Raw genomic sequence first — 22800 nt, 5'->3', positions numbered from 1 at the left:
CGAGGCGGGCTCGTGCAGCGGGTCAGCCGACCGATCGCAGCCACTCGCGCATGCGGTCCTTGACCTCGGCGAGCCGCGTGTCGTCGGGCATGCGCCCCCACGTGAGGCCGATCGACGAGCGACCGCCGGCGACCGGGCTGACCGTCGCGAGCACGTACTCGCCGCCCTCGAGCGGGAACCGGGCCGTCGGATGCTTCGCGGTGAGGTTGAGCGCGAGCGGATCCACGTCGAGCCGCAGCGTCACCACCGCGGCGAGCGCCCGCAGCGCGTCGGTCGGCGCGAGGTCGACCGTGCGGCTCACGCTCGCCTCGAACGTGCCGTCCTGCCGTTGGCCCGGCCGGCGGATGCCGCGTGCCTGCTCGTACCCGACCGTGACGCCCTGCGCCCACCAGCCGTCGACCCCGTGCTCCCGCACGAGCCAGGTGGCGACCTGCTGGTGCGTCCACGTCGCGGCCCTCGCCTCGTCGAGGAGCGCGAACCACTCGGCGCGGTCCCGGCCCGTCGCCGCGCGAACCGCGTCGTCGCCGACGCCCTCGGCGTTGCTGGCCACCGGCGTGCTCATGGCTCCACGGTAGTGCGGTCGCCGGAGGCGCGGAAGGCGCATGCAGCCGCATCCGGCGGTCGCGCCGGCGTCAGGCTCGCGCCGTCTCCGACGCCCGGGCGATCGCGAGGAAGTCCTCGACGCGCAGCTGCTCGCCGCGCGTCTGCGGGTCGACACCGGCCCGCTCCAGCGCCGCCGCGGCGGCCGCGGAGGAGCCGCCGAGCACACTCGAGAGCGCCTGCCGGAGCATCTTGCGGCGCTGCTGGAAGGCCGCGTCGACGAGCGCGAACGTCGCGCGCCGCTCCGCCTCGGTGCCGGGCTCCTCGTCGCGCTCGAAGCCGACGAGCACCGAGTCCACGTTGGGAACCGGCCAGAACACCATGCGCGACACCTGGCCCGCGAGGCGCCAGTTGCCGTACCACGCGGCCTTGACGCTCGGCGCGCCGTAGACCTTCGACCCGGGGTCCGCGGCGAGGCGATGTCCGACCTCGGCCTGCACCATGACGATGCCGGCCCGCAGCGACGGGAAGTGCTCGAGCAGGTGCAGGAGCACGGGCACCGACACGTTGTAGGGCAGGTTGGCCACGAGCCGCACCGGCTCGCCCGGCAGCTCGGTGACCCGCAGCGCGTCGTCGTGCACGACCGTCAGCGGGCGCCCCGGCTGCATGATGCTCACGGTGTGCGGCAGCTGCTCGGCGAGGCGCCGGTCGATCTCGACGGCGACGACGGATGCCCCGGCCTCGAGCAGCCCGAGCGTGAGCGACCCGAGGCCCGGTCCGATCTCGAGCACCGTCTCGCCGGGCTGCACGCCCGCGGTCTGCACGATGCGGCGGACCGTGTTGCCGTCGTGCACGAAGTTCTGGCCGAGCTTCTTCGTCGGCGTCACGTCGAGGAGCTCGGCGAGATCGCGGATCTCCGCAGGACCGAGCAGGCGCGGAGCCGGCTCGTCGCCGTCCGCCGCATGGCGATGGGCGTTCACGCCCTGGTCTCCCCCATGGGCACATCATCCCACGAGCCGTACACGCGCTCGGTATTTGCGGCGACCTGCGCGCAGAGCTCGTCGAGGTCGGCGCCGAGCACCTCGGCCATGAACCGCATCGTGTGCGGCACCAGGTAGGGCGCGTTCGGACGCCCGCGCAGCGGCACGGGCGTGAGGTACGGGGCATCCGTCTCGACGAGGATGCGGTCGAGCGGCGCGACCCGCAGCGCCTCGCGCAGGTTCTCGGCGTTCTTGAACGTCACGTTGCCGGCGAAGGAGAGGTACCAGCCGGCTTCGGCCGCGGTCGTCGCGAGCTCCTCGCCGCCCGAGAAGCAGTGGAACACCGTGCGCTCGGGGGCACCGACGCGCCGCAGCGTCTCGAGCACCTCGTCGTGCGCGTCGCGGTCGTGGATCTGCAGCGCGACGCCGTGCCGCTTCGCGATGTCGATGTGCGCCTCGAACGAGCGGAACTGGGCGCCGCGGCCGTCCTCGCCCGTGCGGTAGAAGTCGAGCCCGGTCTCACCGACCGCGCGTACGCGCGGCCGGGCGGCGAGCTCGTCGATCACCGCGAGCGCGTCGTCGAGCGTGCCGGCCGCCTCGAGCTCGGGCGCCTCGTTCGGGTGCAGGGCCACGGCCGCGAGCAGGCGCGGCTCGCGCTCGGCGACGTCGGCCGACCAGCGGCTCGTCGCGACATCCGTGCCGACCTGCACGGCGCCCACGACGCCAACGGATGCCGCGCGCTCGAGGTGCTCGTGGACGTCGAGGGGCAGGGCGCCGTCGGCGATCTCGAGGTGCGTGTGGTTGTCGTAGACGCCGACGGCGAGCGGCTCGGGCAGCGGCGGATACGCCCTGGTCCCTGAGCCGGTCGAAGGGTCGGAGCGCGTGCGGAGGTGGTCAGGCATGTCGTTCGACGCGTCTCGATACGCGTCGCGCTCCGCGCGGCGCTACTCGACGAACGGGTACCGTCACTCGGCGACCTCGACGCGCGGGAAGAGCGCCTCGAGCGGCGACACGCGCGCGCCGACGGTCCACTCGTTCGCGCGGTCGATGCGCTGCTCCTGCACGGTGCCGGGCGCGCCGATCGCCGTCCACAGCTTCGCGGTCGCCTCCGGCAGCACGGGCGAGAGCAGCACGGCGAGCGTGCCGAGGCCGTGGTACGCCGTGGCGAGCACGGTCTCGAGGCGGGCGCGCTGGTGCGGGTCCTTCGCGAGCGTCCAGGGCTCCTCGACCGTCAGGTAGCCGTTGAGGGCGTCGACGAGCTCCCACGCGGCGGCGATCGCCTCGTGGATCGCGAGCCGGTTCACGGCCGACCACGAGGCATCCGTCGCTCGCTGCTCGATGGCCGCGATCTCATGATCGGCGGCCGAGAGCTCGCCGGCCGTCGGCACGACGCCGTCGCAGTAGCGGGTGATCATGGCGACGACGCGCGACGCGAGGTTGCCGAAGCCGTTGGCGAGCTCCGCCTGGTAGCGCGCGGCGAGGTCCTCCCACGAGAACGAGCCGTCCTGTCCGAAGTGGATCGCCGAGAGGAAGTAGAACCGGAACGCATCGGAGCCGAACGTCTCGGTGATCTGCGACGGCGCGATGCCCGTGAGCTTGGACTTCGACATCTTCTCGCCGCCGACGAGGAGCCAGCCGTGGCCGAACACGCCGCGAGGCACCTCGAGGCCGGCCGCCATGAGCATGGCCGGCCAGATCACGGCGTGGAACCGCAGGATGTCCTTGCCGACGATGTGCTGGGCGGGCCAGCGGCGCGCGAACTCCGCCTCGTCCTGCCCGTAGCCGACCGCGGTGACGTAGTTGAGCAGCGCGTCGAACCACACGTAGACGACGTGCGTGTCGTCCCACGGGACCTTGACGCCCCAGTCGAACGTCGAGCGCGAGATCGAGAGGTCGGCGAGGCCCTGACGCACGAACGAGACGACCTCGTTGCGCGCCGACTCGGGCTGCACGAAGTCGGGCTGCTCCTCGTAGAGCGCGAGCAGCTTGTCGGCGAACGCGGACATGCGGAAGAAGTAGTTCTTCTCGTGCAGCAGCTCGACGGGCTTCGAGTGGATGGCGCAGACGAGCTGGCCCTCGTACTCCCCCGTGCCCTCGACGAGCTCGGACTGCTGCTTGTACTCCTCGCAGCCGACGCAGTAGTAGCCCTCGTACTCGCCCGTGTAGATGTGGCCTTCGTCGTAGAGCTTCTGCAGGAAGCGCTGCACATTGACCTCGTGCCGCTCGTCGGTCGTGCGGATGAAGTCGTCGTTCGCGATGTCGATGGTCTCGAGCAGCGGCTTCCACGCCTCGTCGACGAGGCGGTCGGCCCACTCCTTCGGCGTCACGCCGTTGGCGGTCGCGGTGCGCAGGATCTTCTGGCCGTGCTCGTCGGTGCCCGTGAGCGACCACGTGTCCTCGCCGGCCTGGCGGTGCCAGCGCGCGAGCACGTCGGCCGCCACCTCCGTGTACGCGTGCCCGATGTGGGGCACGTCGTTCACGTAGAAGATGGGCGTGGTGATGTAGAACGAGGAGGCGTCGGCCATGCGCTCAATCCTATGGGCGCGCGGATGCCCCGAGCGCCGGGTTACGCCCCAGGCGGACTCGCCCGCGGTGCCGCCCCGCTGCTGGGCGCGCGGCGCATTCGGCCCCTCCGCTCACGCGTTCCTGGCGCGCTCCTCACGGTGCCGACGACGCACGCTGCCGTCGCCGACGGCGGGCGGCACGGCCTCCTCCACGTCCATGTGCGCGTGCGGGGTGAGCACGCCGAGGGTCACGTCCTGCTCCTTGAGCTCGGGCTCCTGCACGCGCTGCCCGGCGTAGCCGACGACCCTGAGGCCGAGCACGATCTTGCCGGGCGCCTCGCGCTTCTCGAGCGCGCGGTACGCGTCGGCGACGGCGTCGAGGGGGAACACGTCGGCGATGGGCAGCCGGATGCGTCGTGCCGCCGCGAGCGCGGCGACCCGCCCGAGGGCGACCACGTCGCCCGGCGAGACGTGCATGACGCCGTGCTCGTCGACGGCGTCCCAGTCGAGCACCGTCAGCACGCGCGACGGATGGACGCCGAGCGCGCGCGCCGCGGCGGTCTGCCCGCCGAGGAAGTCGAGGAACGCGGTCACGGGTCCGGGCGTCAGCAGGCGCACCCGCTCGGCGAGGCCCTCGCCGTAGCCGGTCGGGATGATGCCGAACTGGCGCAGGAAGTCGAAGCGGGTCTCGACGCTCGTGCCCACCACGGTCGCCCCGCGCATGCGGGCGAACTGGGCCGCGAGGCATCCGACGCCACCGGCCGCCGCGGTCACGACCACCGTGTCGCTCGGGCCGAGCTGCAGGCCCTCGACGGCGCTCCACGCCATCGTGCCCGCGGTGTACAGCGACCCCGCCACCTCCCACGAGAGGGCGGGCGGACGCGGCATGAGGTTGCCTTCGGGCACGACGACGTGCGTCGCCTGCGCGCCGTGCGAGACGAAGCCCATGACCTCGTCGCCTCGCGAGAACCGCTCGGCGCCGGGCCCCGTCGCGATCACCACGCCGGCGAGGTCGCGTCCCTCGGTCGCCGGGAGCTCGACCGGCCATCGCTCGGGGTGATCGCCGCGCCGGATCGCGCTCTCGACCGGGTTCAACCCCGTCGCGAACACCTCGACGAGCACCTCGCCCGGGCCTGGTTCGGGCATGGGCATCTCGACGACCTCCAGCACCTCAGGGCCCCCGAATGCTGCGAACCTCACTGCGTGCGCCATATGGCACCTCCACCGTTGTGCGGTACTGCCATTGTCCCCCTGATGGGGGGACAGCGGTGGAACATTCAGGGAGCGTCCAGATGCGGTTCAGCCTCTGGTTGAACGTCGGATGGGCGCGCATCGGCGCGCGCCGGTGCTCAGTCGAGCGCGACGACGCCCGCAGCGCACTACTTGCGCGCCGCGAGCGCCGCCTCGTACAGGTCCCGCTTGCCGAGGCCGCTCTCCGCGGCCACGAGCGCCGCGGCGTCCTTCAGGCGGGTGCCGGATGCCGCGAGCTCGAGCACGCGGTCGAGGGCCCCCGCGGGATCCGCCGACCCCTCGGGCGCGCCACCGACGACGATGCAGATCTCGCCGCGCACGCCATCGGCGGCCCAGGCGGCGAGCTCGCCGAGGCCGCCGCGGCGCACCTCCTCGTGCAGCTTGGTGAGCTCCCGGCACACCGCGGCCGGGCGATCGGCACCGAACGCGTCGGCGAGCGCCTCCAGGCTCACGGCCAGTCGCGACGGCCCCTCGAAGAACACGAGCGTGCGGCGGTCGCCCGCGAGCTCGGCGAGGCGGCGCGCGCGGTCGCCCGCCTTGCGCGGCAGGAACCCCTCGAATGCGAACCGGTCGGTCGGCAGGCCCGAGACGGCGAGCGCGGTGATCACGGCCGACGGACCGGGGATCGCGGTCACCCCGACGTCCCCGGCGACCGCGGCCTGCACGAGCGGGAAGCCCGGGTCGGAGACGGTCGGCATGCCCGCGTCGGAGAGCACGAGCAGATCCTGCTCACGCGCGAGCTCGACGAGGTCGGCGGCCTTCTGCCGCTCGTTGTGCTCGTGCAGCGCGATGAGGCGCGGCCGGTTGGCGACGCCGAGCCCGGCGAGCAGCCGCTGCGTCACGCGGGTGTCCTCGGATGCCACGACCGCGGCCTGCTCCAGCGCCTCGCGCAGGCGCGCCGACGCGTCGCCGAGGTTGCCGATGGGCGTCGCCGCGAGGATGATCATGCCCCCAGTGTCCCCCATCCCCGTCCCCGAGAGTGGTGGGCACGGTTCGCGCGATTACTCTGGGGCGCATGGGTGTTGAGACGGGCGCCGCCGACGCGCGCGAATCGCGTGCAGGCGACGACCCGGCGAAGCATCCCGAGGACGGGGCAAGGGCCGAGACATCCGGCGACGACACGCCCCCTGCACCGACCGCGCCCGACGCCGAGGCCGCCGGCACCCCCGCCCGCGCAGACGACGACGACGAGCGCGGCACGCCGCTCGATCGCTGGTGGGGCCGCGTCCTCTCGACGCCGCGACGTCGCACCCTCTGGTACTGGGGCGGGCCGATCCTCGTCACGCTGCTCGCCGCCGTGCTGCGGTTCTGGAACCTCGGGCACCCGCAGGCGATCGTCTTCGACGAGACGTACTACGTCAAGGACGCGTGGACGCTGCTCCACAACGGCTACGAGTCGGCCTGGCCCGAGAACGCCGACGCGGACTTCGCCCGCGGCGACACCGACATCTTCACGACGGACCCGGCCTACGTGGTGCATCCGCCGCTCGGCAAGTGGATGATCGCGCTCGGCATGGCCGTCTTCGGCGCCGACAGCGCGTTCTGGTGGCGGGCCACGACGGCGCTCGCGGGCACCGCCGCGGTGTTCATCCTGGCCATGGTCGCGCGCCGGCTCTGGCCCTCGACGATCGTCGCGGTGATGGCGGCGTTCCTGCTCGCGATCGACGGCAACGCCATCGTGATGTCGCGCGTGGCGCTGCTCGACAACTGGATCATGCTGTTCGCGCTGCTCGGCTTCTGGTTCGTGCTGCTCGATCGCGAGTACGCCGCGCGCGAGCTCGCCCGGCGGCTGGCCGATGCCCGCGCGCAGGGGCGCGATCCGCACTACGGGCCCGCGCTCTGGGCGCGGCCGTGGGTCGTCGCGGCAGGCGTCGCGTTCGGCGCGGCGTGCGCCGTGAAGTGGTCGGGCGCGTGGTTCCTCGCGGCGTTCGGGCTCTACCTCATCGTCGTCGACGCCCTCGCACGCCGGCGCTCGGGCGTGCCGTTCTGGCTCACGGGCGCGGTGCTGAAGCAGGGGCCGGTGACGTTCCTGCTGATGGTGCCGGTCGCCCTCGCCGTGTACCTCGCGTCGTGGACGGGCTGGCTCACGACGGACGGCGGCTACTACCGGCACTGGGCCGACGAGGCCGAGAACGCGGCCACCGGCTTGTTCGCCTGGGTGCCGCACGCGCTGCAGAGCCTGTGGCACTACCACCAGTCCGCGTACACGTACCACATCGGCGTGCACGCCACGCATCCGTCGCAGGCGAACCCGCTGACCTGGCTCATCATGGTCAAGCCCACGAACATGTACTTCTCGTCGACCGACGACGGGTCGGGCGGATGCGGCGCCGCGACCTGCTGGGAGTCGATCATCGGCATCGGCAACCCGCTCATCTGGTGGGCGGCCGCGCTCGCGTGCCTCTACCTCCTGTATCGGCTCGTGCGCTACCGGGAGTGGCAGGTCGGACTCGTCCTGCTCGGCCTCGCGGCGGGGTACCTGCCGTGGCTCGCCTACCTCGACCGCACGGTGTTCCAGTTCTACTCGATCGCGTTCCAGCCCTACACGATGCTGGCGCTCACCGCCGTGCTCATGATCATCCTCGGCCGACGCGACGACCTGCGATGGCGCCGAGAACGTGGGATCGCCATCGTGGCGATCTTCCTCGGCTTCGCCCTGCTCATCTCGGCGTTCTACTACCCGATCTGGACCGCCGTGCCGGTCACGCCCGAGTTCCGGCAGCTCCACTTCTGGACGCCCGCCTGGGCGACGTGAGCCCGGTGCGCGAACGGATGCCGGGACTCGCCGTCGCGGCATCCGCGGCGCTCGTGGCATGGCTCGTGCACCTCGCCGTGCCGGCCGTCCCGATCCTCACGGCCGCGGTGGCCCTCGGGATCGTGGTCGGCCAGGTGCCCGCGCTGCAGCCCGCGCTCGCCGGCCGCCTCGCGCCGGGGATGCAGCTCGCCGCGCGCCGCCTGCTGCGCCTCGGCATCGTCCTGCTCGGCCTGAAGCTCAGCCTCGTCGACATCGCCGGCCTCGGCTGGATCACGATCCTGACGACGATCGCGGTCGTCGTGCTGACGTTCGCCGGCACGATCGGGCTCGGGCGGGCGCTCGGGCTGCCCGGCCACCAGCCGGTGCTCGTCGCGAGCGGGTTCGCGATCTGCGGCGCCTCCGCGATCGGCGCGATGGGGGCGACCGTGCGCGCCCGCGACGAGGAGCAGGCGGTGCCCGTCGCGCTCGTGACGCTGTGCGGCACGCTCGCCATCGCGGTGCTGCCCGCGCTGTGGCATCCGCTCGGGCTCTCGGCGACGGGCTTCGGGCACTGGGTCGGCGCGGGCGTGCACGACGTCGGGCAGGTCGTGGCGACGGCGCAGCTCGCGGGGCCGGCCGCGCTCGCGGTCGCGGTCGTCGTGAAGCTCACGCGCGTGCTCATGCTCGCGCCGATGGTGGCGATCACCGCCGCGGTCGAGCGGCGACGCGCGATCGAGCCGGCCGGCCCGCGCCCGCCGATCGTGCCGCTGTTCATCGCCGGCTTCCTCGCGGCGGTGCTGCTCAACTCGTTCGTGCCGCTGCCCGAGTGGCTGCTCACGGGCGCCGACGTCGCGCAGACCGCGCTGCTCGCGACGGCGCTGTTCGCGCTCGGCGCGTCCATCCGCGTGGTCGAGCTCGTGCGCACCGGATGGCGCGCCCTCGTCGTGGGCCTCACGTCGTGGGTGCTCGTCGCGGCGCTCGCCTACGGCGCGGTGCTGCTCGGCTGAGCGGCGGGGGCGACCGGCGTTCGCGCCGCTCAGCGCACGGCGAGCACGAGCTTGCCGCGCACGTCGCCCGCCTCGAACCGGGCGACGGCCTCGGCCGCCCGCTCGAGCGCGAACACCGCGTCGACGACCGGCCGCACCTCGCCCGCGTCGATGCGCCGGGTCATCTCGGCGAGGTCGTCGCCGTCGCGCTTCGCCGCAAGGGTGCGCAGGTGCTGCGGCACGAACGGCGACGTGACGGATGCCGCGGCGATGCGCCCGAGCGGCCCGAACACGCGGCCGCCGCGGCCCGAGGACAGCACGAGCGTGCCGCCCCGGCGCAGCGCCCGGCGCGTGCGGCCGAGGGAGTGGTCGGCGACCAGGTCGAACACGACGTCGTAGCGTCCCTGGTGCGCGGTGAAGTCCTCGGTCGTGTGGTCGATCACGTGGTCGGCGCCGATGGCGAGCACGTGGTCGGCCTTCGCGCCACGGCAGACGCCGGTGACCTCGGCGCCCATCGCCTTCGCCAGCTGCACGACGAACCCCCCGACGCCGCCCGACGCCCCGTTCACCAGCACGTGCTGCGCTGGTCGGACCCCCGCGAGCCGCAGTCCCTGCAGCGCGGTCGTGCCCGACACCGGCACGGCCGCGGCGTGCACCGCGTCGACCGAGGTCGGCCGCCGCGCGACGAAGCCCTCGGGCACCGTGACGAACTCGGCCCAGCCGCCCTGGTCGGACTCCGCGTACACGGGGTCGCCGACGCGGAACCGCGTGGCCGACGATCCGACCGCGACGACCTCGCCCGCCACGTCGCGGCCGGGCACCGGTCGCCTCGGACGCGAGAGCCCGAACGCGAGTCGCACCATGCGCGGCTCGCCGTGCATGAGGAACACGTCGCCGGCGCTCACGGCCACCGCTTCGACGCGGATGAGCACCTCGTCGGCGGCGGGCTCGGGCGCGTCGAGGTCGGCGAGCTCGAGCACCTCGGGTCCGCCGTAGCGGTGCTGCACGACGGCCCTCACGCGGGCGCGCCGTTCGCCTCGCACGTGTCGGCGGTGCTCGCCGACACTGCCGCATCCTCCGGCTCCGCGGCATCCGTGATCGCGATCACGACGCTGCCGACCTTGTGCCCGCTCTCGACGCGGCGGTGCGCGGCGACGAGCTCCTCGAGCGGCACGACGCGGTCGACGACCGGGACGAACGCGCCCGACTCCACGAGCGCGGCGAGCTGCTCGAGCTCGACGCCCTTCGTGCGCGGGTCGCGCAGGCCGGTGAACGCGATGGCCGCGCGCCGGCCGCCCCGGAAGAGGCGGGTCCACGGCGCCTGCAGCATGATCGCCGCGGTCGGCACCGTCGTGAGGTAGAAGCCGTGGGCCGTGAGGGCGCGTCGACAGGCGCCGAAGGAGCGCTTGCCGACCGCATCGAAGATCACGTCGTAGGCCTCGCGCTCGGACGTGAAGTCCTCGCGCGTGTAGTCGATGACGCGGTCGGCGCCCAGTGAGCGCACGAGCTCCGCGTTCGGGCCGCTCGTGACCGCGGTGACGGATGCCCCGAGGTGCTTCGCGAGCTGCACCGCGGCCGAGCCGACCGTGCCCGAGGCGCCGTTCACGAGGACGGACTGCCCGGGTCGCACCTCCCCCGCGTCGCGCAGGAACGGCAGGGCGGTCAGGAAGCCGTCGACGGTCGCGACGGCGTGCGCGGCATCCAGCCCGGCCGGCGCGTGGGCAACGGCGGCATGCTCGCCGACCACGACGTACTCGGCGGTCGCGCCCGCACCGACCTCGGCGGCGCCGAAGACCCGGTCGCCCGGCGCGAAGCGCGTCACGTCGGCGCCGACGCGCTCGACCGTGCCCGCGAACTCCGTGCCGAGCCTCGGGTACTTCGGCCGTCGCAGCCCGAAGAACAGACGGGCGAACCACGGGGTGCCCGAGCGGCTCACGGCGTCGGCGACGCCGACCGCCGAGGCATCCACCCGCACCAGCACCTCGTCGTCGCCGACCTCGGGAACGGGCCGCTCCTCGATCCGGATCACCTCGGCCGGTCCGTACCGGTCGAACCTCGCTGCCCTCATCGCTTCGTCTCCTCGACCTCGGGGTACTGGAACACGTCGTCGAGCGGGACCCCGAACACCCGCGCGATCTGGAAGGCCATCTCAAGCGACGGCGAGTAGCGGCCCTGCTCGATGGCGATGACGGTCTGGCGGGTCACCCCGAGGCGCTGCGCCAGCTCGGCCTGGGTCATCTCGCCGTGGCGGAACCGCAGCGCGCGAAGGTCGTTCGTCACGCGCGTGGGCTTCACCATGTCGGCACGCCCCTGCGGTACGCGACCAGCCGCGTGATGCTCTCGAGCAGCGCCGAGAGCACGAAGCACAGGTAGATGACGTTCGCGATCCAGAACCAGTCGGCCTCGAGCATTGCGAGCACGAGGGCGCCGAGCGCCCCGATCACGACGAACGAGCTGCCGACCCGGGTGCCCAGCCGGTCGATCTCCTTGTCGCGGACGTCGCCCCTGGTGCTCTCGCTCGGGAACACGATCTCGACGAGGATGCGCAGCACGATCGTCACGACGATCGCGCCGCCGATCGTCCAGAGCATGATCGGCACGTAGTCGACGTCGGCCACCGGGACTCCGCCGACCAGTTGGGGCAGCAGCAGCGAGAGGTACACGGTGTAGCCGACGACGGCGATGACCAGGTAGACCCAGGTCCCTTTCTCCTCGTAGGACATGCCAGCTCCTCAGGTAAACAATGTTTGACATGGCTAGTGTCAACCAAACACGACACCATGTCAAGCATTCTTTACACGCGATGCGACGATCGAGCGGATGCCGCGGCGCGAGGCCGCGGCATCCGCTCGGTACGCGATCGCGGCTAGTGGCTGCCGTCGACGAGCTTGAGGCCGACGACGCAGCCCACGAGGCCCGCGATCAGCGCGAGCTTCATCCACGAGACGTCCGAGTCGCCCGTGACCATCGCCCAGATCACCGTGAGCGCCGCGCCGATCCCGACCCACACCGCGTACGCGGTGCCCGTGGAGATGTCGCGCATCGCCCAGGCGAGCCCGCCCATCGAGAGCACGAGCGCGCCGAAGAAGATGACCGACGGCCAGAGCTTCGTGAAGCCCTCGGACTTGCCGAGCGCCGTCGCCCAGACGGCCTCGAGCACGCCGGATGCGATGAGGATGACCCAAGCCATGACTGTCCACTCTCCTGAGTGCCAGTCTTGTCGCGTTCCGGGTACTGGGTTCCCTCGTCCGGGGCCGCGCGGTGCGACCTCCCTCGAGGCTAGCAAGCGGGCCTGATCAAGCCCTGTGCAGCCGGTGCAGCCCAGTGCGCGGCCGGGCAGCGGATGCCCCCGGCATCCGCTCGCGTCATGCCATGCCGCTGCGCCAGTTCGGCGCCCTGCGCGCCACCCGAACTGGCGCAGCAGGCGTCGAAGTGGCGCAGTCGGCGAGCGGATGCCGCGCGGCATCCGCTCGCGTCAGGCCCGCGCGACCTCGGCGAAGTGCTCGACCACCGGGAACGGCTCGTAGAACTCATGCAGCAGCGCGCGCCAGCGCTCGTACTCGGGCGAGCCGCGGAAGCCCTGCTCGTGCGCCTCGACGCTCTCCCAGTGCACGAGCAGCAGGTACGCGCTCGGCGTCTCGAACGAGCGCGACAGCGTCAGGTCGACGAACCCGGGCATCGACGCGATGATCGGCTTCGCCTCGGCGAACGCCGCCTCGAAGTCGCGCTCGCGGCCGGGGACGACGGGCAGGATCGCGTGCTCGAGGATCATCCCCCGAGCCTAGGGCGGCAGGATCCCGACGACGATCGGCAGGCATTCACGGCCGGCATCCGGTGGCGCGGACGCAGGATGGACGCATGGACATCGCCGACGACGCCGCCCTCCTCGTGATCGACGTGCAGCAGGGGTTCGACGACCCCGGCTGGGGACCCCGCGACAACCCAGACGCGGAGGCGAACATCGGCCGGCTCGTCGCCGCCTGGACGGACGCGGGGCGTCCGATCGTCCTCGTGCGGCACGACTCCGAGGAGGAGGGCTCGCCGCTCGCGCCCGGCACTCCGGGCAACGCGCTGAAGGACGTGGTGGCCGACGCCCCGCACGAGCTGTTCGTCTCGAAGCTGGTGAACTCGGCGTTCCACGGGACGCCCGACCTCGACGCGTGGCTGCGCGACCGCGGCATCCGACAGGTCGTGGTCTGCGGCATCCAGACGAACATGTGCGTCGAGACGACGGCGCGCGTCGGAGGCAACCTCGGCTACGACGTGATCGTGCCGCTCGACGCGACGCACACATTCGACCTCGAGGGGCCCGGCGGCATCCGGCTCACCGCCTCGGAACTCGCCCGCGCGACCGCCGTGAACCTCGACGGCGGCGAGTTCGCACGCGTGGTGTCGACCGACGACGTCGTCGGCTGAGCCGCCCGTTGCCCCCGGTTACGACGGTGCGCGAGGCGCCCCCGGCGCACGGCTAGCGTGGACCGCATGGCAGACCGCGAATACGGCTTCAAGACGCGTGCGATCCACGCGGGCAACATCCCCGACCAGGTGACGGGGGCCCGCGCCCTGCCGATCTACCAGACCAGCGCGTTCGTCTTCGACGACACGGCGGATGCCGCCGCGCGCTTCGCCCTGCAGAAGTACGGCAACATCTACTCGCGCCTCGCCAACCCGACCGTCGCGAGCTTCGAGGAGCGCGTCGCGAGCCTCGAGGGCGGACTCGGCGCCGTCGCGACCGCGTCGGGCCTCTCGGCGCAGTACATCACCTTCGCGAGCCTCGTCGGCGCGGGCGACCACATCGTGGCGAGCGCGAACCTCTACGGCGGCTCGATCACGCAGCTCGACGTGACGCTGCGCCGCTTCGGCGTCGACACGACGTTCGTCGCGAGCGCCGACGCCGAGGACTACGCCGCGGCCATCCAGGAGAACACGAAGGCGCTCTTCGTCGAGACGATCGCGAACCCGTCGGGCGAGATCGCCGACCTCGAGGCGCTCGCCGACGTCGCGCACGCGCACGGGATCCCGTTCATCGTCGACTCGACGATCCCGACCCCCTACCTCAACCGCCCGATCGAGTGGGGCGCCGACATCGTCACGCACTCGGCGACGAAGTTCCTCGGCGGCCACGGCACGACCCTCGGCGGCGTCGTCGTGGAGTCGGGCCGGTTCCACTGGCATTCCGACAAGTTCCCGCTCTTCGGCGAGCCCGTGCCGCACTACGGCGGCCTGCAGTGGTCGGGCAACTTCGGCGAGTACGCGTTCCTCACCCGCCTGCGCGCCGAGCAGCTGCGCGACATCGGCCCCACGCTCGCGCCGCACTCGGCGTTCCTGCTCGCGACGGGCGTCGAGACGCTGCCCTACCGCATCCAGGCGCACGTCGACAATGCGCGCACGGTCGCCGAGTGGCTCGAGCAGGATCCGCGCGTCGAGCGCGTGTTCTGGGCCGGCCTGCCGAACCACCCGCACCACGACCGGGCGCAGAAGTACCTGCCGCAGGGCCCCGGCTCGGTGTTCAGCTTCGAGGTCAAGGGCGGCCGCGCCGTCGGCCAGCAGCTCATCGAGTCGGTGAACCTCGCCAGCCACCTCGCGAACATCGGCGACGCGAAGACGCTCATCATCCACCCGGCGTCGACCACGCACGCCCAGCTCACCGAGCAGCAGCTGCTCGATGCCGGCGTCGGGCCCGGCGTCATCCGCCTGTCGGTGGGCATCGAGGACGCCGACGACATCATCTACGATCTGGACCAGGCGCTCGCCCAGGCCACGGGAGGCAAGTGATGACCGACACGCTCACGACCGAGTCGACGCTTCGACGGGCTCAGGGCAGCGCGGATGCCGCGACGGATGCCGCGGACGTCGAGACCGTCCGGCTCGTCAACGGCCTCTCCTGCGAACTGCCGGCGAACTCGCCGCTCGCGAAGCTGCTGCACTCGCAGCGCACGTGGACGGGGCCCGACGCGCGGCAGCGCCTGCGCATCCTGAACGCCGCCGAGTCGGTCGCGATCGTCGGCGCCTCGCCGAAGCCGTCGCGCTCGAGCTACTTCGTCGGCACGTACCTGCAGCAGTCGAGCGACTACCGCCTCTACTTCGTGAACCCGAACGAGACCGAGATCCTCGGCGAGCCGGCGTACGCGAGCCTGACGGACCTGCCCGAAGTGCCCGACATCGTCGTGGTGTTCCGCCGCGGCAGCGACATCCCGCAGGTCGTCGACGACGTGGTCGCCTCCGGCGCGAAGACCGTCTGGGTGCAGCTCGGCATCTGGAACCAGGACGCCGCGTACTACGGCGAGGAGCAGGGGCTCACGGTCGTCATGGACCGCTGCATCAAGGTCGAGCATGCGCGGTTCCACGGCGGGCTGCACCTGCTCGGCTTCGACACGGGCCAGATCACGGCGCGCAAGACCGTCCGCTAGCGCGACGGCCGCGGAGCCTCAGGCCGCCGACGACTCGGATGCCGCCGACTCGGATGCCGCCGACTCGAATGCCGACGACTCGGATGCCGCCGACTCGGATGCCCCGTCGACGTCGCGCCCGTACGCCATCATCAGGAAGCTCCGGCCGCTCGGCAGTTCGACCACGTGCTCGCGCTCGGGCAGGCGCGCGAATCCGAGCCGCTCGTAGAGCCGCTGCGCCGACCGCATCTCGGGTCCGGTGTTGAGCACCACGCGACGGATGCCGCGACGAGCGGCGAGCTCCATGACGTGCCGTACGAGCACCTCGCCGACCCCGCGGCCGCGCGCCCCGGCCGAGACCCCGAGGAACCGGAAGTCGAGCTCGTCGTCGTGCTGCGCGACGGCCGACATGCGACGGCCGGCCCGCGGCGTCGAGACGGTGCCGAGCAGCGCGCCCGTCGCGGCATCCGCGGCCACCCACACCTCGTGCTCGCCGGCCCGCCCGGCGACCGACTCGATCTCGGCGAGGTAGTCGGGGCTCAGCACGAAGTCGCCGGCGTAGGCCCGACGGGCGAGCGCGCCGACCGCCTCGTGCTCGTCGTCGCGCACGAGGCGCACCTCGACGCCGCCGGATGCGGAGGAGGACTTGGGCGCGGGCGCGAAGGTCGTGCCGCTCGGGTCGGTGGAGGACATCCGACCAAGCCTACGTGGCGCCGGCTGGGCGACCGCCGAGCCGCCGGGAGGACGACGGTGACGGCACCCGACACCACCCGCTGACACCACTTGACGCAGCGAGTGACACCAATCTGACGCAGATGGTGTTGACATGACACCACTGTGGTGTCACACTGGTGTCATGGAACTCACCGGATACGTCGACGAACTCCAGCGCCAGCTGGCCATCGCAGCCGAGGCCGGCGGCGAGGAGGCACTCGGTCTCGCACAGCGACTGACCGCCCCCCTCGACGCCTCCGTGCGGCTGGTGCTGCTCGAGGCGCTCTCCGACGCCGCGGCGGAGATCACCGCAGAGCTCGCCCCCGGCGCCGTCGACGTGCGGCTCCGCGGTCGCGATCCCGAGTTCGTCGTCACGGTTCCCCCGGCGACGACGTTCGAGCCCGCGTCCGATCGTTCGGCGCCGGCGACGGAGCTCCCCGCGGCATCCGCTGCGCTGCCCATCGCCGACGACGCGTCGACGAGCCGCACCACGCTCCGCATCCCCGACCAGCTGAAGGCCCAGGTCGAGCTGGCCGCCGCCCGCGACGGCGTCTCCGTCAACACCTGGCTCGTGCGCGCGATCGCCGCCGCCGTCGAGCCCGCCCCCTCGCGGCCCACCGAGACCCGCCCGGCCGACGGCGACGCGAACCGCGTCACCGGCTGGGTCCGCTGATCCACCGACCATCACGAAGGAGTCATCATGACCAGCTACGAGACCCCGCATCCCGTCGTCGTCGACCTCGACCTCGGCTGGGGCGACGTGAACGTCGTCGCCTCCGACCGAGCCGACACCGTCGTCGAGGTCCGGCCCGCCAACCCCGAGAAGTCGAGCGACGTCAAGACCGCCGCCGACGCGAAGGTCGAGCTCGTCGGCGACGTGCTCACCGTGCGCACGACGAAGGGCTGGCTGCACTACACCCCGTTCGGCGGCTCCGGCCAGGTCGACGTCACGATCCAGGTACCCGACGGCTCCGAGGTACGCGGCGCGACCGGCGCCGGCCGCCTCCTCGCCGAGGGATCCTTCGGCGCCGTCGCCTATCGCAGCGGCGCCGGCGACGTCCGGGTCGACGAGGCCGAGCGCGTCACGGCCCGCACTGCGTCCGGCGCGATCATCGTCGGTCGCGCGACCGGCGCCGTGGAGCTCACCTCCTCCGCCGGCAGCATCCGCATCCGCGAGCTCTCCGGCGAGGCGATCATCAAGAACCCCAACGGCTCCACGACGATCGGCGAGGTGACCGGCACGCTCGTCGTGCAGGGGGCCCACGGCGACGTCACCGTCGCCAACGCGCGCGGTGCGGTCACGGCGAAGAGCAGCTACGGCAACCTCCTCGTCGAGCGCATCGACGGCGGCCGGGTTCAGCTCGAGGCCGGTTACGGCGGCATCGAGGTGGGCGTGGCCGAGGGCACGGCCGCGTGGCTCGACGTCTCGAGCCAGCACGGCGCCGTCCGCAACAAGCTCACGCCCTCGGACGCGCCCGGCGCCGACGAGAACACGGTCGAGCTCCACGCCCGCACGAGCTGGGGCGACATCCTGATCCGCCGCCCGAGCACGACGCCGGCCCGCTAGCCGACCAGCAACACAGCCGGCACACCGACCCGCACCGCCACGCACGACCCGCCGGACGACCGACGTCCGACGTCGGGGTGGTCGAGTGCGCCCGGAAACACCACGAGAACACCGCACCAGCGCGCGACGCACGTCCCGTGCACCGCGCTCCAGATGAGAAACGGAGATCCAGATGACCACCGAACCGACCCAGGCACCCGCGATCCGCGTGCAGGGCCTGGAGAAGTCCTACGCGAAGGACCTGCAGGTGCTGCGCGGCGTCGACTTCGACGTCGCCCGCGGCAGCATCTTCGCCCTCCTCGGCTCCAACGGGGCCGGCAAGACCACCGTCGTGAAGATCCTGTCCACACTCCTCCGCGCCGACGCCGGCTCGGCCAGCGTGAACGGCTTCGACGTCGCGGCGAAGGGCGCGGAGGTCCGCGCCTCGATCAGCCTGACCGGGCAGTTCGCCGCGGTCGACGAGGTCCTCACCGGCCGCGAGAACCTGGTGCTCGTCGCGCAGCTTCGGCACCTCCCCGGTCCCGGCCGCATCGCCGACGACCTGCTCGCGCGCTTCTCGCTCACCGAGGCGGGCAACCGCAAGGTGGCCGAGTACTCGGGCGGCATGCGCCGACGCCTCGACATCGCGATGAGCCTGATCGGCAACCCGCCGATCATCTTCCTCGACGAGCCCACGACGGGGCTCGACCCGCAGGCGCGCATCGAGGTGTGGCAGTCCGTCAAGGAGCTCGCCGCGAACGGCACCACGGTGCTGCTCACGACGCAGTACCTCGACGAGGCCGAGCACCTCGCCGACCGGATCGCGATCCTGCACCAGGGCCGCATCCTCGTGAACGGCACGCTCGCAGAGCTCAAGGGCCTGCTGCCGCCGGCGAAGGTCGAGTACGTCGAGAAGCAGCCCACCCTCGAGGAGATCTTCCTCACCCTCGTCGGCGACGACGGCACCGCCGACGCCGACGCGGCCACCACCGCCACGACTCGAAAGGACCGATGATGACCACCGCAACCGGAACGATGACCACGACCACGCACTTCCTCGGCGACACCGCCGTGCTCACCGGCCGATCCCTGCGCCACATCACCCGCAGCCTCGACACGATCATCACGACCGCGATCATGCCGATCGCCTTCATGCTGCTGTTCGTGTTCGTCTTCGGCGGCGCGATCGACACGGGCTCGGACACGCAGTACGTGGACTACCTGCTGCCCGGCATCCTGCTCATCACGGTCGCCTCAGGTGTGTCCTACACGGCCTACCGGCTGTTCCTGGACATGCAGGGCGGCATCTTCGAGCGGTTCCAGTCGATGCCGATCGCCCGTTCGAGCGTACTGTGGGCGCACGTGCTGACCTCGCTCGTCGCGAACCTCGTGTCGCTCGCGATCGTCGTCGGCGTCGCGTTCATCATGGGCTTCCGCACGGGCGCCGACCTGCTGGCCTGGCTCGCCGTGGCGGGGATCATGGTGCTGTTCACCCTGGCCCTCACCTGGCTCGCCGTGATCCCGGGCCTCACCGCGAAGTCGGTCGACGGCGCGAGCGCGTTCTCGTACCCGCTCATCTTCCTGCCGTTCATCAGCTCCGCGTTCGTGCCCACCGAGAGCATGCCCGGCCCGGTCCGCGTCTTCGCGGAGTACCAGCCGGTCACGGCGATCGTCGACGCCATCCGCGCCCTGTTCACCGGCCAGCCGGTGGGCTCGGACATCTGGATCGCGCTCGCCTGGCTCGTCGGCATCCTCGTGGTGGCCTACGGCTTCGCGATGCTCGCCTACCGCCGCAAGATCTCCTGATCGGATGCCGCGTCCCACGGCGCGACCTGATGAGCCTGCCCGCCCTCCGGCGGGTAGGCTCATCGGCGTGCTGACCGACAGCCGGGGCATCCGGGTCGCGCTCCTCGGCCCCGTGCTCGTCGAGGATCGCTCGGGCGCGCTCGCGGAGCCGACCGGCGTGCTCGCGAAGGCGCTGCTCGTCACGCTGGCCGAGCCGAACGGCGCGGGAGCCGGCCGCACGCGCGGCGTCGAGGCGATCGCCGAGGGCGTCTGGGACGAGGACGACCGACCGCGGCACGCCAAGGCCGCGCTGCAGACGCTCGTCTCGCGCCTGCGCTCGGCGAGCGCCGACGGGCTCATCGCGTCCCGTCCGGGCGGGTACGCGCTCGACGTCGGGATGCTCGAGACCGACGTCGCGCTGGCACACGAGCTCGGCCGTCGCGCCGCCCGCTCCGCCGCCGCGGGCGAGCCGCGCGAAGCGGTGACGACGCTCGACGATGCCCTGGCGCTGTGGCGCGGCGAGCCCGGCGTCGACCTCGGCGACGCCCCGGTCGGTCGAGAGCTCGCGGATGCCGCAGCCGCCCTCCGGCTCGGACTGCGCGAGCTGCGCGCCCGGTGCCTGCTCGATGCGGGAGACCCCGAGGGCGCGGTCGCCGAGCTCGAACCGCTCGTGGCGGGGCATCCGCTCGACGAGCACCTGCACGTGACCTGGCTGCGGGCGCTCGCGGCCGCGGGTCGCCGCGCCGACGCCCTGGCGGCGTTCGCGGCCGTCCGCACATCGCTCCGGGACGAGCTCGGGATCTCGCCCGGTCCCCAGCTCGTGGCCCTGAACGCCGAGCTGCTCCGCGAGCACGAGGCAGCAGCGCAGCCCCCGGCGATGGCGCAGCCCGCGCGCGACACCCGGGTGCGCATCGGCGTGCGCGCCGCGCCGAACGCGCTCATCGGCCGCGACGCCGACGTCGCCTGGGTCGAGGGCCTGCTCGGCGAGCACCGCCTCGTGACGATCCTCGGCGCCGGCGGCCTCGGCAAGACGCGGCTCGCGCAGGAGGTCGCCGGGCGATCGGACGCGCCCGTCGTCGTGGTGGTCGAGCTCGCGAGCGTCCGCAGCGACGACGACGTGGTGCTCGCGCTCGCGTCGACCCTCGGCATCCGCGAGGCGAGCACGTCGGCCCGCCTGGCCGACCGGGCGCAGCGCCCCGACATGCAGGCGCGCCTGGTCGACCGCCTCGGCGAGCGCCCGACACTCCTCGTGCTCGACAACTGCGAGCACGTCGTCGAGGGCGCCGCCGACTGGACCGCCGAGCTGCTCGCCGCCGTGCCCCGCCTGCGCGTGCTCGCGACCAGTCGGAGCCCGCTCGCGATCGCCGCGGAGCAGGTGTACGCGCTCGAGCCCCTGTCGGCGGGCGACGTCGGCGAGTCGGGGTCGGCGAACGATCCCGGACCCGCCGTGCTGCTCTTCCTCGAGCGCGCCCGGGCGGCCCGACCCGGCGCCACGCTCCCGCTCGCGCCGATCGCGCGGCTCTGCGAGCGGCTCGACGGCCTCCCGCTCGCGATCGAGCTCGCCGCCGCGCGCGTGCGCTCGCTCTCGGTCGAGCAGATCGAGGCCCGGCTCGAGAACCGCTTCGCACTGCTCACGGGCGGCGACCGTGCCGCACCCGAGCGCCAGCGCACGCTGCGCGCCGTCATCGCGTGGAGTTGGGCGCTGCTCGCACCGGCCGAGCGCGCGGCACTGCCGCGACTCGCCTGGTTCGTCGACGGCTTCGGACTCGAGGCCGCCGAGTCGGTGCTCGGCACGGCCGACGCGCTCGACGTGCTCGAGGGCCTCATCGACCAGTCGCTGCTCGTCGTCGGCGAGGACCGGCTCGGGCGGCCGCGCTATCGGATGCTCGAGACCGTCCGCGAGTTCGGGCAGGCCGAGCAGGACGACGCCGCCCGCGAGGACGCCCTCGACGAGATCGACCGCTGGGCCGCCGGATTCGCGCGCGAGCGCTACCTCGAGGCGACGAGCCCCCGCCAGCTCGAGGGCATCGCCGCGCTCACGGTCGAGCAGGACAACCTCGTGGCGGTGCTCCGACGCGGCATCCGACGTCGTGGCGGCGCCACGGTCTTCGCGGTGTTCGGTCCGCTCGCCTACTACTGGACGGCGCGCAGCCGGCACTCCGAGATCGTCGGGTTCAGCGACGCCGTGCTCGAGGCGACACGGGGCTACCACCCGGCGCCGGAGCTCGCCGAGCCCGCGACGCTCTCGCTCGCCATCATCGCCGGCACGAACCTCGCGATGCTCACGATGACCGGCCTGCGCGCCGCCGCGCGGCTGCGTGTACTCGCCGGCGAGCACCTCCCCCTGCCGCGATGGCTCGCCGAGCTCAGCGAGGTGCTGCTCGGCACGCCCGACGCAGAGGCCGCGACCGCCCGGCTCGGCGCGATGGTCTCGTCGGACGACCCGTCGACCGCGATGCTCGGCAACGTGATGATGGCCCAGTTCGAGGAGAACGACAGCCGACCCGAGGAGGCGCGACGGTACGCGATTCGCGCGTACGAGATCGCGACGTCGGTCGGCGACGTGTGGATCTCGGCGCTCTGCGCCCTGCTGCTCGCCCAGCTCGCGAGCCAGGGCGGACGGCCCGAGGAGGCGCTCGACTGGGCGGTCCGGGCGGAGCGCGGCCTCCTCGCCCTCGACGCCGAGCAGGACCTGCTCCAGCTCGAGTGGATGACCGCGGGCGGCCTCGTCGCCGCCGGCCGCAACGACGAGGCGCGTGCGCGGCTCGAGGCGCTGCGCGACGACGACCGCGCCATGCTCGACGGCCTCGAGCTCGCGCAGGTCGCCGAGCTCGGGCTCGCCGAGCTCGCCCGCATCGAGGGCGACCAGGCCACGGCGTTCGCCCTCGGATGCCGAGTGGTCGAGGGCTTCCGCGACCCGAGCTCGCGGTCGTCGCCCTGGTACCTGCTCACGCTCGCGACGCTCGTGGCCGGAGGCGCTCGCGAGGGATGGCCCGCCGAGACGGTCGCGTCGTGGGCGGAGTCCCTGCGGCGTCGCGCGTCGGGGCTGCTCCGCGCCCGGCCCGGCTACACCGACCGGCCCGTGCTGGGCACGGTCGCAGCCGGATGGAGCGCCTGGGGCATCCGTCGACCCGACCTCGCCGACCGTGCGCTCGAACTGTTCGCGCTCGCGGAGGCGCTGCGCGCCCGGCAGGACCTGCCCGCCTTGCGCCTCGTCGACCTCGCGGTCGAGGTGGAGGCGATCGTGGGCGCCGAGCGACTCGCCGAGGTGCGCGGCCGCGTCGCCGCGATGACCGCCGCCGAACGCACGGAACGAGCCCGCGACCTCGTCGCGGCGCCCGTCCCGTCGGCTGCGTCGGCCTGAGCGGCCG

23 protein-coding genes and 1 riboswitch are annotated in these 22800 nt (G+C 72.8%); of the genes, 10 read left to right on the top strand and 13 right to left on the bottom strand.

The annotated features are described in order from the left end of the window. Window positions 1–22: 22 nt before the first annotated feature. The 6 genes from ACWGO8_RS13700 to rsmI form a co-directional block, all read right to left on the bottom strand. Window positions 23–562: a hypothetical protein gene (locus ACWGO8_RS13700; RefSeq protein ID WP_452043601.1), complete on the bottom strand. Its 540-nt coding sequence runs from the start codon at window positions 560–562 to the stop codon at window positions 23–25. A 70-nt stretch (window positions 563–632) separates the two neighbouring features. After that, window positions 633–1520, bottom strand: coding sequence for a 16S rRNA (adenine(1518)-N(6)/adenine(1519)-N(6))-dimethyltransferase RsmA (rsmA, locus tag ACWGO8_RS13695; RefSeq protein WP_452043600.1), 888 nt, complete (start codon window positions 1518–1520; stop codon window positions 633–635). Beyond that, entirely contained in the window at window positions 1517–2422 is a 906-nt protein-coding gene (locus tag ACWGO8_RS13690; RefSeq protein WP_452043599.1) for a TatD family hydrolase, read from the bottom strand. The genes rsmA and ACWGO8_RS13690 overlap by 4 nt, the downstream gene beginning before the upstream one ends. A 63-nt stretch (window positions 2423–2485) precedes the next feature. Beyond that, complete coding sequence (metG, locus tag ACWGO8_RS13685; RefSeq protein ID WP_452043598.1) at window positions 2486–4045, bottom strand: methionine--tRNA ligase; 1560 nt, start codon at window positions 4043–4045, stop codon at window positions 2486–2488. A 111-nt stretch (window positions 4046–4156) separates the two neighbouring features. Continuing rightward, window positions 4157–5170, bottom strand: coding sequence for an NADP-dependent oxidoreductase (locus tag ACWGO8_RS13680; RefSeq protein ID WP_452043597.1), 1014 nt, complete (start codon window positions 5168–5170; stop codon window positions 4157–4159). A gap of 233 nt (window positions 5171–5403) precedes the next feature. Then, window positions 5404–6222, bottom strand: a complete 819-nt coding sequence (gene rsmI / locus ACWGO8_RS13675) for a 16S rRNA (cytidine(1402)-2'-O)-methyltransferase (RefSeq protein ID WP_452043596.1) — start codon at window positions 6220–6222, stop codon at window positions 5404–5406. Between the two features lie 68 nt (window positions 6223–6290). On the opposite strand from rsmI, the gene ACWGO8_RS13670 reads away from it, so the two are divergent. Both ACWGO8_RS13670 and ACWGO8_RS13665 read left to right on the top strand, forming a co-directional pair. Continuing rightward, window positions 6291–8030: a dolichyl-phosphate-mannose--protein mannosyltransferase gene (locus ACWGO8_RS13670; RefSeq protein ID WP_452043595.1), complete on the top strand. Its 1740-nt coding sequence runs from the start codon at window positions 6291–6293 to the stop codon at window positions 8028–8030. A gap of 17 nt (window positions 8031–8047) precedes the next feature. Continuing rightward, window positions 8048–9016: a YeiH family protein gene (locus ACWGO8_RS13665; protein WP_452044568.1), complete on the top strand. Its 969-nt coding sequence runs from the start codon at window positions 8048–8050 to the stop codon at window positions 9014–9016. A gap of 29 nt (window positions 9017–9045) precedes the next feature. Here the strand turns inward: ACWGO8_RS13665 and ACWGO8_RS13660 are convergent, their stop codons facing one another. From ACWGO8_RS13660 to ACWGO8_RS13635, 6 genes are all read right to left on the bottom strand, one after another. Further along, a complete protein-coding gene (locus ACWGO8_RS13660) occupies window positions 9046–10014 on the bottom strand; it encodes an NAD(P)-dependent alcohol dehydrogenase (protein WP_452043594.1) in 969 nt (322 codons plus the stop codon). Beyond that, window positions 10011–11063: an NAD(P)-dependent alcohol dehydrogenase gene (locus tag ACWGO8_RS13655; protein ID WP_452043593.1), complete on the bottom strand. Its 1053-nt coding sequence runs from the start codon at window positions 11061–11063 to the stop codon at window positions 10011–10013. Before ACWGO8_RS13655 ends, ACWGO8_RS13660 begins: the two co-directional genes overlap by 4 nt. Beyond that, window positions 11060–11293, bottom strand: coding sequence for a helix-turn-helix transcriptional regulator (locus tag ACWGO8_RS13650; RefSeq protein WP_376957396.1), 234 nt, complete (start codon window positions 11291–11293; stop codon window positions 11060–11062). The genes ACWGO8_RS13655 and ACWGO8_RS13650 overlap by 4 nt, the downstream gene beginning before the upstream one ends. Next, entirely contained in the window at window positions 11287–11718 is a 432-nt protein-coding gene (locus ACWGO8_RS13645) for a hypothetical protein (RefSeq protein ID WP_452043592.1), read from the bottom strand. Before ACWGO8_RS13645 ends, ACWGO8_RS13650 begins: the two co-directional genes overlap by 7 nt. A 143-nt stretch (window positions 11719–11861) precedes the next feature. Further along, entirely contained in the window at window positions 11862–12185 is a 324-nt protein-coding gene (locus ACWGO8_RS13640; protein ID WP_452043591.1) for a DMT family transporter, read from the bottom strand. A 17-nt stretch (window positions 12186–12202) separates the two neighbouring features. Beyond that, window positions 12203–12268: riboswitch (guanidine-III (ykkC-III) riboswitch) on the bottom strand. Between the two features lie 202 nt (window positions 12269–12470). Beyond that, entirely contained in the window at window positions 12471–12767 is a 297-nt protein-coding gene (locus ACWGO8_RS13635) for an antibiotic biosynthesis monooxygenase family protein (protein WP_452043590.1), read from the bottom strand. 86 nt (window positions 12768–12853) lie between these two features. Here ACWGO8_RS13635 and ACWGO8_RS13630 point away from each other — a divergent pair, with 86 nt between their 5' ends. The 3 genes from ACWGO8_RS13630 to ACWGO8_RS13620 all read left to right on the top strand — a co-directional run bounded on the left by ACWGO8_RS13630 (window position 12854) and on the right by ACWGO8_RS13620 (window position 15405). Next, window positions 12854–13411: a cysteine hydrolase family protein gene (locus ACWGO8_RS13630; protein WP_376957608.1), complete on the top strand. Its 558-nt coding sequence runs from the start codon at window positions 12854–12856 to the stop codon at window positions 13409–13411. A 66-nt stretch (window positions 13412–13477) separates the two neighbouring features. Then, complete coding sequence (locus ACWGO8_RS13625; protein ID WP_452043589.1) at window positions 13478–14770, top strand: O-acetylhomoserine aminocarboxypropyltransferase/cysteine synthase family protein; 1293 nt, start codon at window positions 13478–13480, stop codon at window positions 14768–14770. A gap of 116 nt (window positions 14771–14886) precedes the next feature. Continuing rightward, on the top strand, window positions 14887–15405 hold the full coding sequence (locus tag ACWGO8_RS13620; RefSeq protein WP_452044567.1) for a CoA-binding protein: 519 nt from the start codon (window positions 14887–14889) through the stop codon (window positions 15403–15405). An 18-nt stretch (window positions 15406–15423) separates the two neighbouring features. Here ACWGO8_RS13620 and ACWGO8_RS13615 read toward each other — a convergent pair whose 3' ends face one another. Further along, window positions 15424–16077, bottom strand: a complete 654-nt coding sequence (locus tag ACWGO8_RS13615) for a GNAT family N-acetyltransferase (protein WP_452043588.1) — start codon at window positions 16075–16077, stop codon at window positions 15424–15426. 163 nt (window positions 16078–16240) lie between these two features. Between ACWGO8_RS13615 and ACWGO8_RS13610 the strand changes: the two genes are divergently transcribed. The 5 genes from ACWGO8_RS13610 to ACWGO8_RS13590 all read left to right on the top strand — a co-directional run bounded on the left by ACWGO8_RS13610 (window position 16241) and on the right by ACWGO8_RS13590 (window position 22793). Next, on the top strand, window positions 16241–16771 hold the full coding sequence (locus tag ACWGO8_RS13610) for a toxin-antitoxin system HicB family antitoxin (protein ID WP_452043587.1): 531 nt from the start codon (window positions 16241–16243) through the stop codon (window positions 16769–16771). Window positions 16772–16798: 27 nt separating this feature from the next. Then, the gene (locus ACWGO8_RS13605) at window positions 16799–17665 is read left to right on the top strand and encodes a DUF4097 family beta strand repeat-containing protein (protein ID WP_452043586.1); all 867 of its coding nucleotides are present in this window, start codon (window positions 16799–16801) and stop codon (window positions 17663–17665) included. 172 nt (window positions 17666–17837) lie between these two features. Then, window positions 17838–18659, top strand: coding sequence for an ABC transporter ATP-binding protein (locus ACWGO8_RS13600; RefSeq protein ID WP_452043585.1), 822 nt, complete (start codon window positions 17838–17840; stop codon window positions 18657–18659). Continuing rightward, window positions 18659–19450, top strand: a complete 792-nt coding sequence (locus tag ACWGO8_RS13595) for an ABC transporter permease (RefSeq protein ID WP_452043584.1) — start codon at window positions 18659–18661, stop codon at window positions 19448–19450. Before ACWGO8_RS13600 ends, ACWGO8_RS13595 begins: the two co-directional genes overlap by 1 nt. Before the next feature lie 67 nt (window positions 19451–19517). Next, window positions 19518–22793 (top strand): ATP-binding protein, encoded by a 3276-nt coding sequence (locus tag ACWGO8_RS13590; protein ID WP_452043583.1) that lies wholly within the window; start codon window positions 19518–19520, stop codon window positions 22791–22793. Window positions 22794–22800 lie beyond the last annotated feature (7 nt).

It is taken from the genome of Agromyces sp. NPDC055661, from assembly GCF_053618135.1.
The sequence above is the reverse complement of the archived record's forward strand: the minus strand, read 5'-3'. Positions and strand labels throughout refer to the sequence as shown.

Bases quoted from the DNA above. Each gene is read 5' to 3' on its own strand.
- metG (WP_452043598.1), bottom strand. From the start codon at position 4,045: ATGGCCGACGCCTCCTCGTTCTACATCACCACGCCCATCTTCTACGTG.
- ACWGO8_RS13625 (WP_452043589.1), top strand. From the start codon at position 13,478: ATGGCAGACCGCGAATACGGCTTCAAGACGCGTGCGATCCACGCGGGC.
- ACWGO8_RS13645 (WP_452043592.1), bottom strand. From the start codon at position 11,718: ATGTCCTACGAGGAGAAAGGGACCTGGGTCTACCTGGTCATCGCCGTC.
- rsmI (WP_452043596.1), bottom strand. From the start codon at position 6,222: ATGATCATCCTCGCGGCGACGCCCATCGGCAACCTCGGCGACGCGTCG.
- ACWGO8_RS13635 (WP_452043590.1), bottom strand. From the start codon at position 12,767: ATGATCCTCGAGCACGCGATCCTGCCCGTCGTCCCCGGCCGCGAGCGC.
- ACWGO8_RS13680 (WP_452043597.1), bottom strand. From the start codon at position 5,170: ATGCCCGAACCAGGCCCGGGCGAGGTGCTCGTCGAGGTGTTCGCGACG.
- ACWGO8_RS13650 (WP_376957396.1), bottom strand. From the start codon at position 11,293: ATGGTGAAGCCCACGCGCGTGACGAACGACCTTCGCGCGCTGCGGTTC.
- ACWGO8_RS13605 (WP_452043586.1), top strand. From the start codon at position 16,799: ATGACCAGCTACGAGACCCCGCATCCCGTCGTCGTCGACCTCGACCTC.
- ACWGO8_RS13640 (WP_452043591.1), bottom strand. From the start codon at position 12,185: ATGGCTTGGGTCATCCTCATCGCATCCGGCGTGCTCGAGGCCGTCTGG.
- ACWGO8_RS13665 (WP_452044568.1), top strand. From the start codon at position 8,048: ATGCCGGGACTCGCCGTCGCGGCATCCGCGGCGCTCGTGGCATGGCTC.
- ACWGO8_RS13600 (WP_452043585.1), top strand. From the start codon at position 17,838: ATGACCACCGAACCGACCCAGGCACCCGCGATCCGCGTGCAGGGCCTG.
- ACWGO8_RS13700 (WP_452043601.1), bottom strand. From the start codon at position 562: ATGAGCACGCCGGTGGCCAGCAACGCCGAGGGCGTCGGCGACGACGCG.
- ACWGO8_RS13595 (WP_452043584.1), top strand. From the start codon at position 18,659: ATGACCACCGCAACCGGAACGATGACCACGACCACGCACTTCCTCGGC.
- ACWGO8_RS13615 (WP_452043588.1), bottom strand. From the start codon at position 16,077: ATGTCCTCCACCGACCCGAGCGGCACGACCTTCGCGCCCGCGCCCAAG.
- ACWGO8_RS13670 (WP_452043595.1), top strand. From the start codon at position 6,291: ATGGGTGTTGAGACGGGCGCCGCCGACGCGCGCGAATCGCGTGCAGGC.
- ACWGO8_RS13655 (WP_452043593.1), bottom strand. From the start codon at position 11,063: ATGAGGGCAGCGAGGTTCGACCGGTACGGACCGGCCGAGGTGATCCGG.
- ACWGO8_RS13630 (WP_376957608.1), top strand. From the start codon at position 12,854: ATGGACATCGCCGACGACGCCGCCCTCCTCGTGATCGACGTGCAGCAG.
- ACWGO8_RS13690 (WP_452043599.1), bottom strand. From the start codon at position 2,422: ATGCCTGACCACCTCCGCACGCGCTCCGACCCTTCGACCGGCTCAGGG.
- ACWGO8_RS13610 (WP_452043587.1), top strand. From the start codon at position 16,241: ATGGAACTCACCGGATACGTCGACGAACTCCAGCGCCAGCTGGCCATC.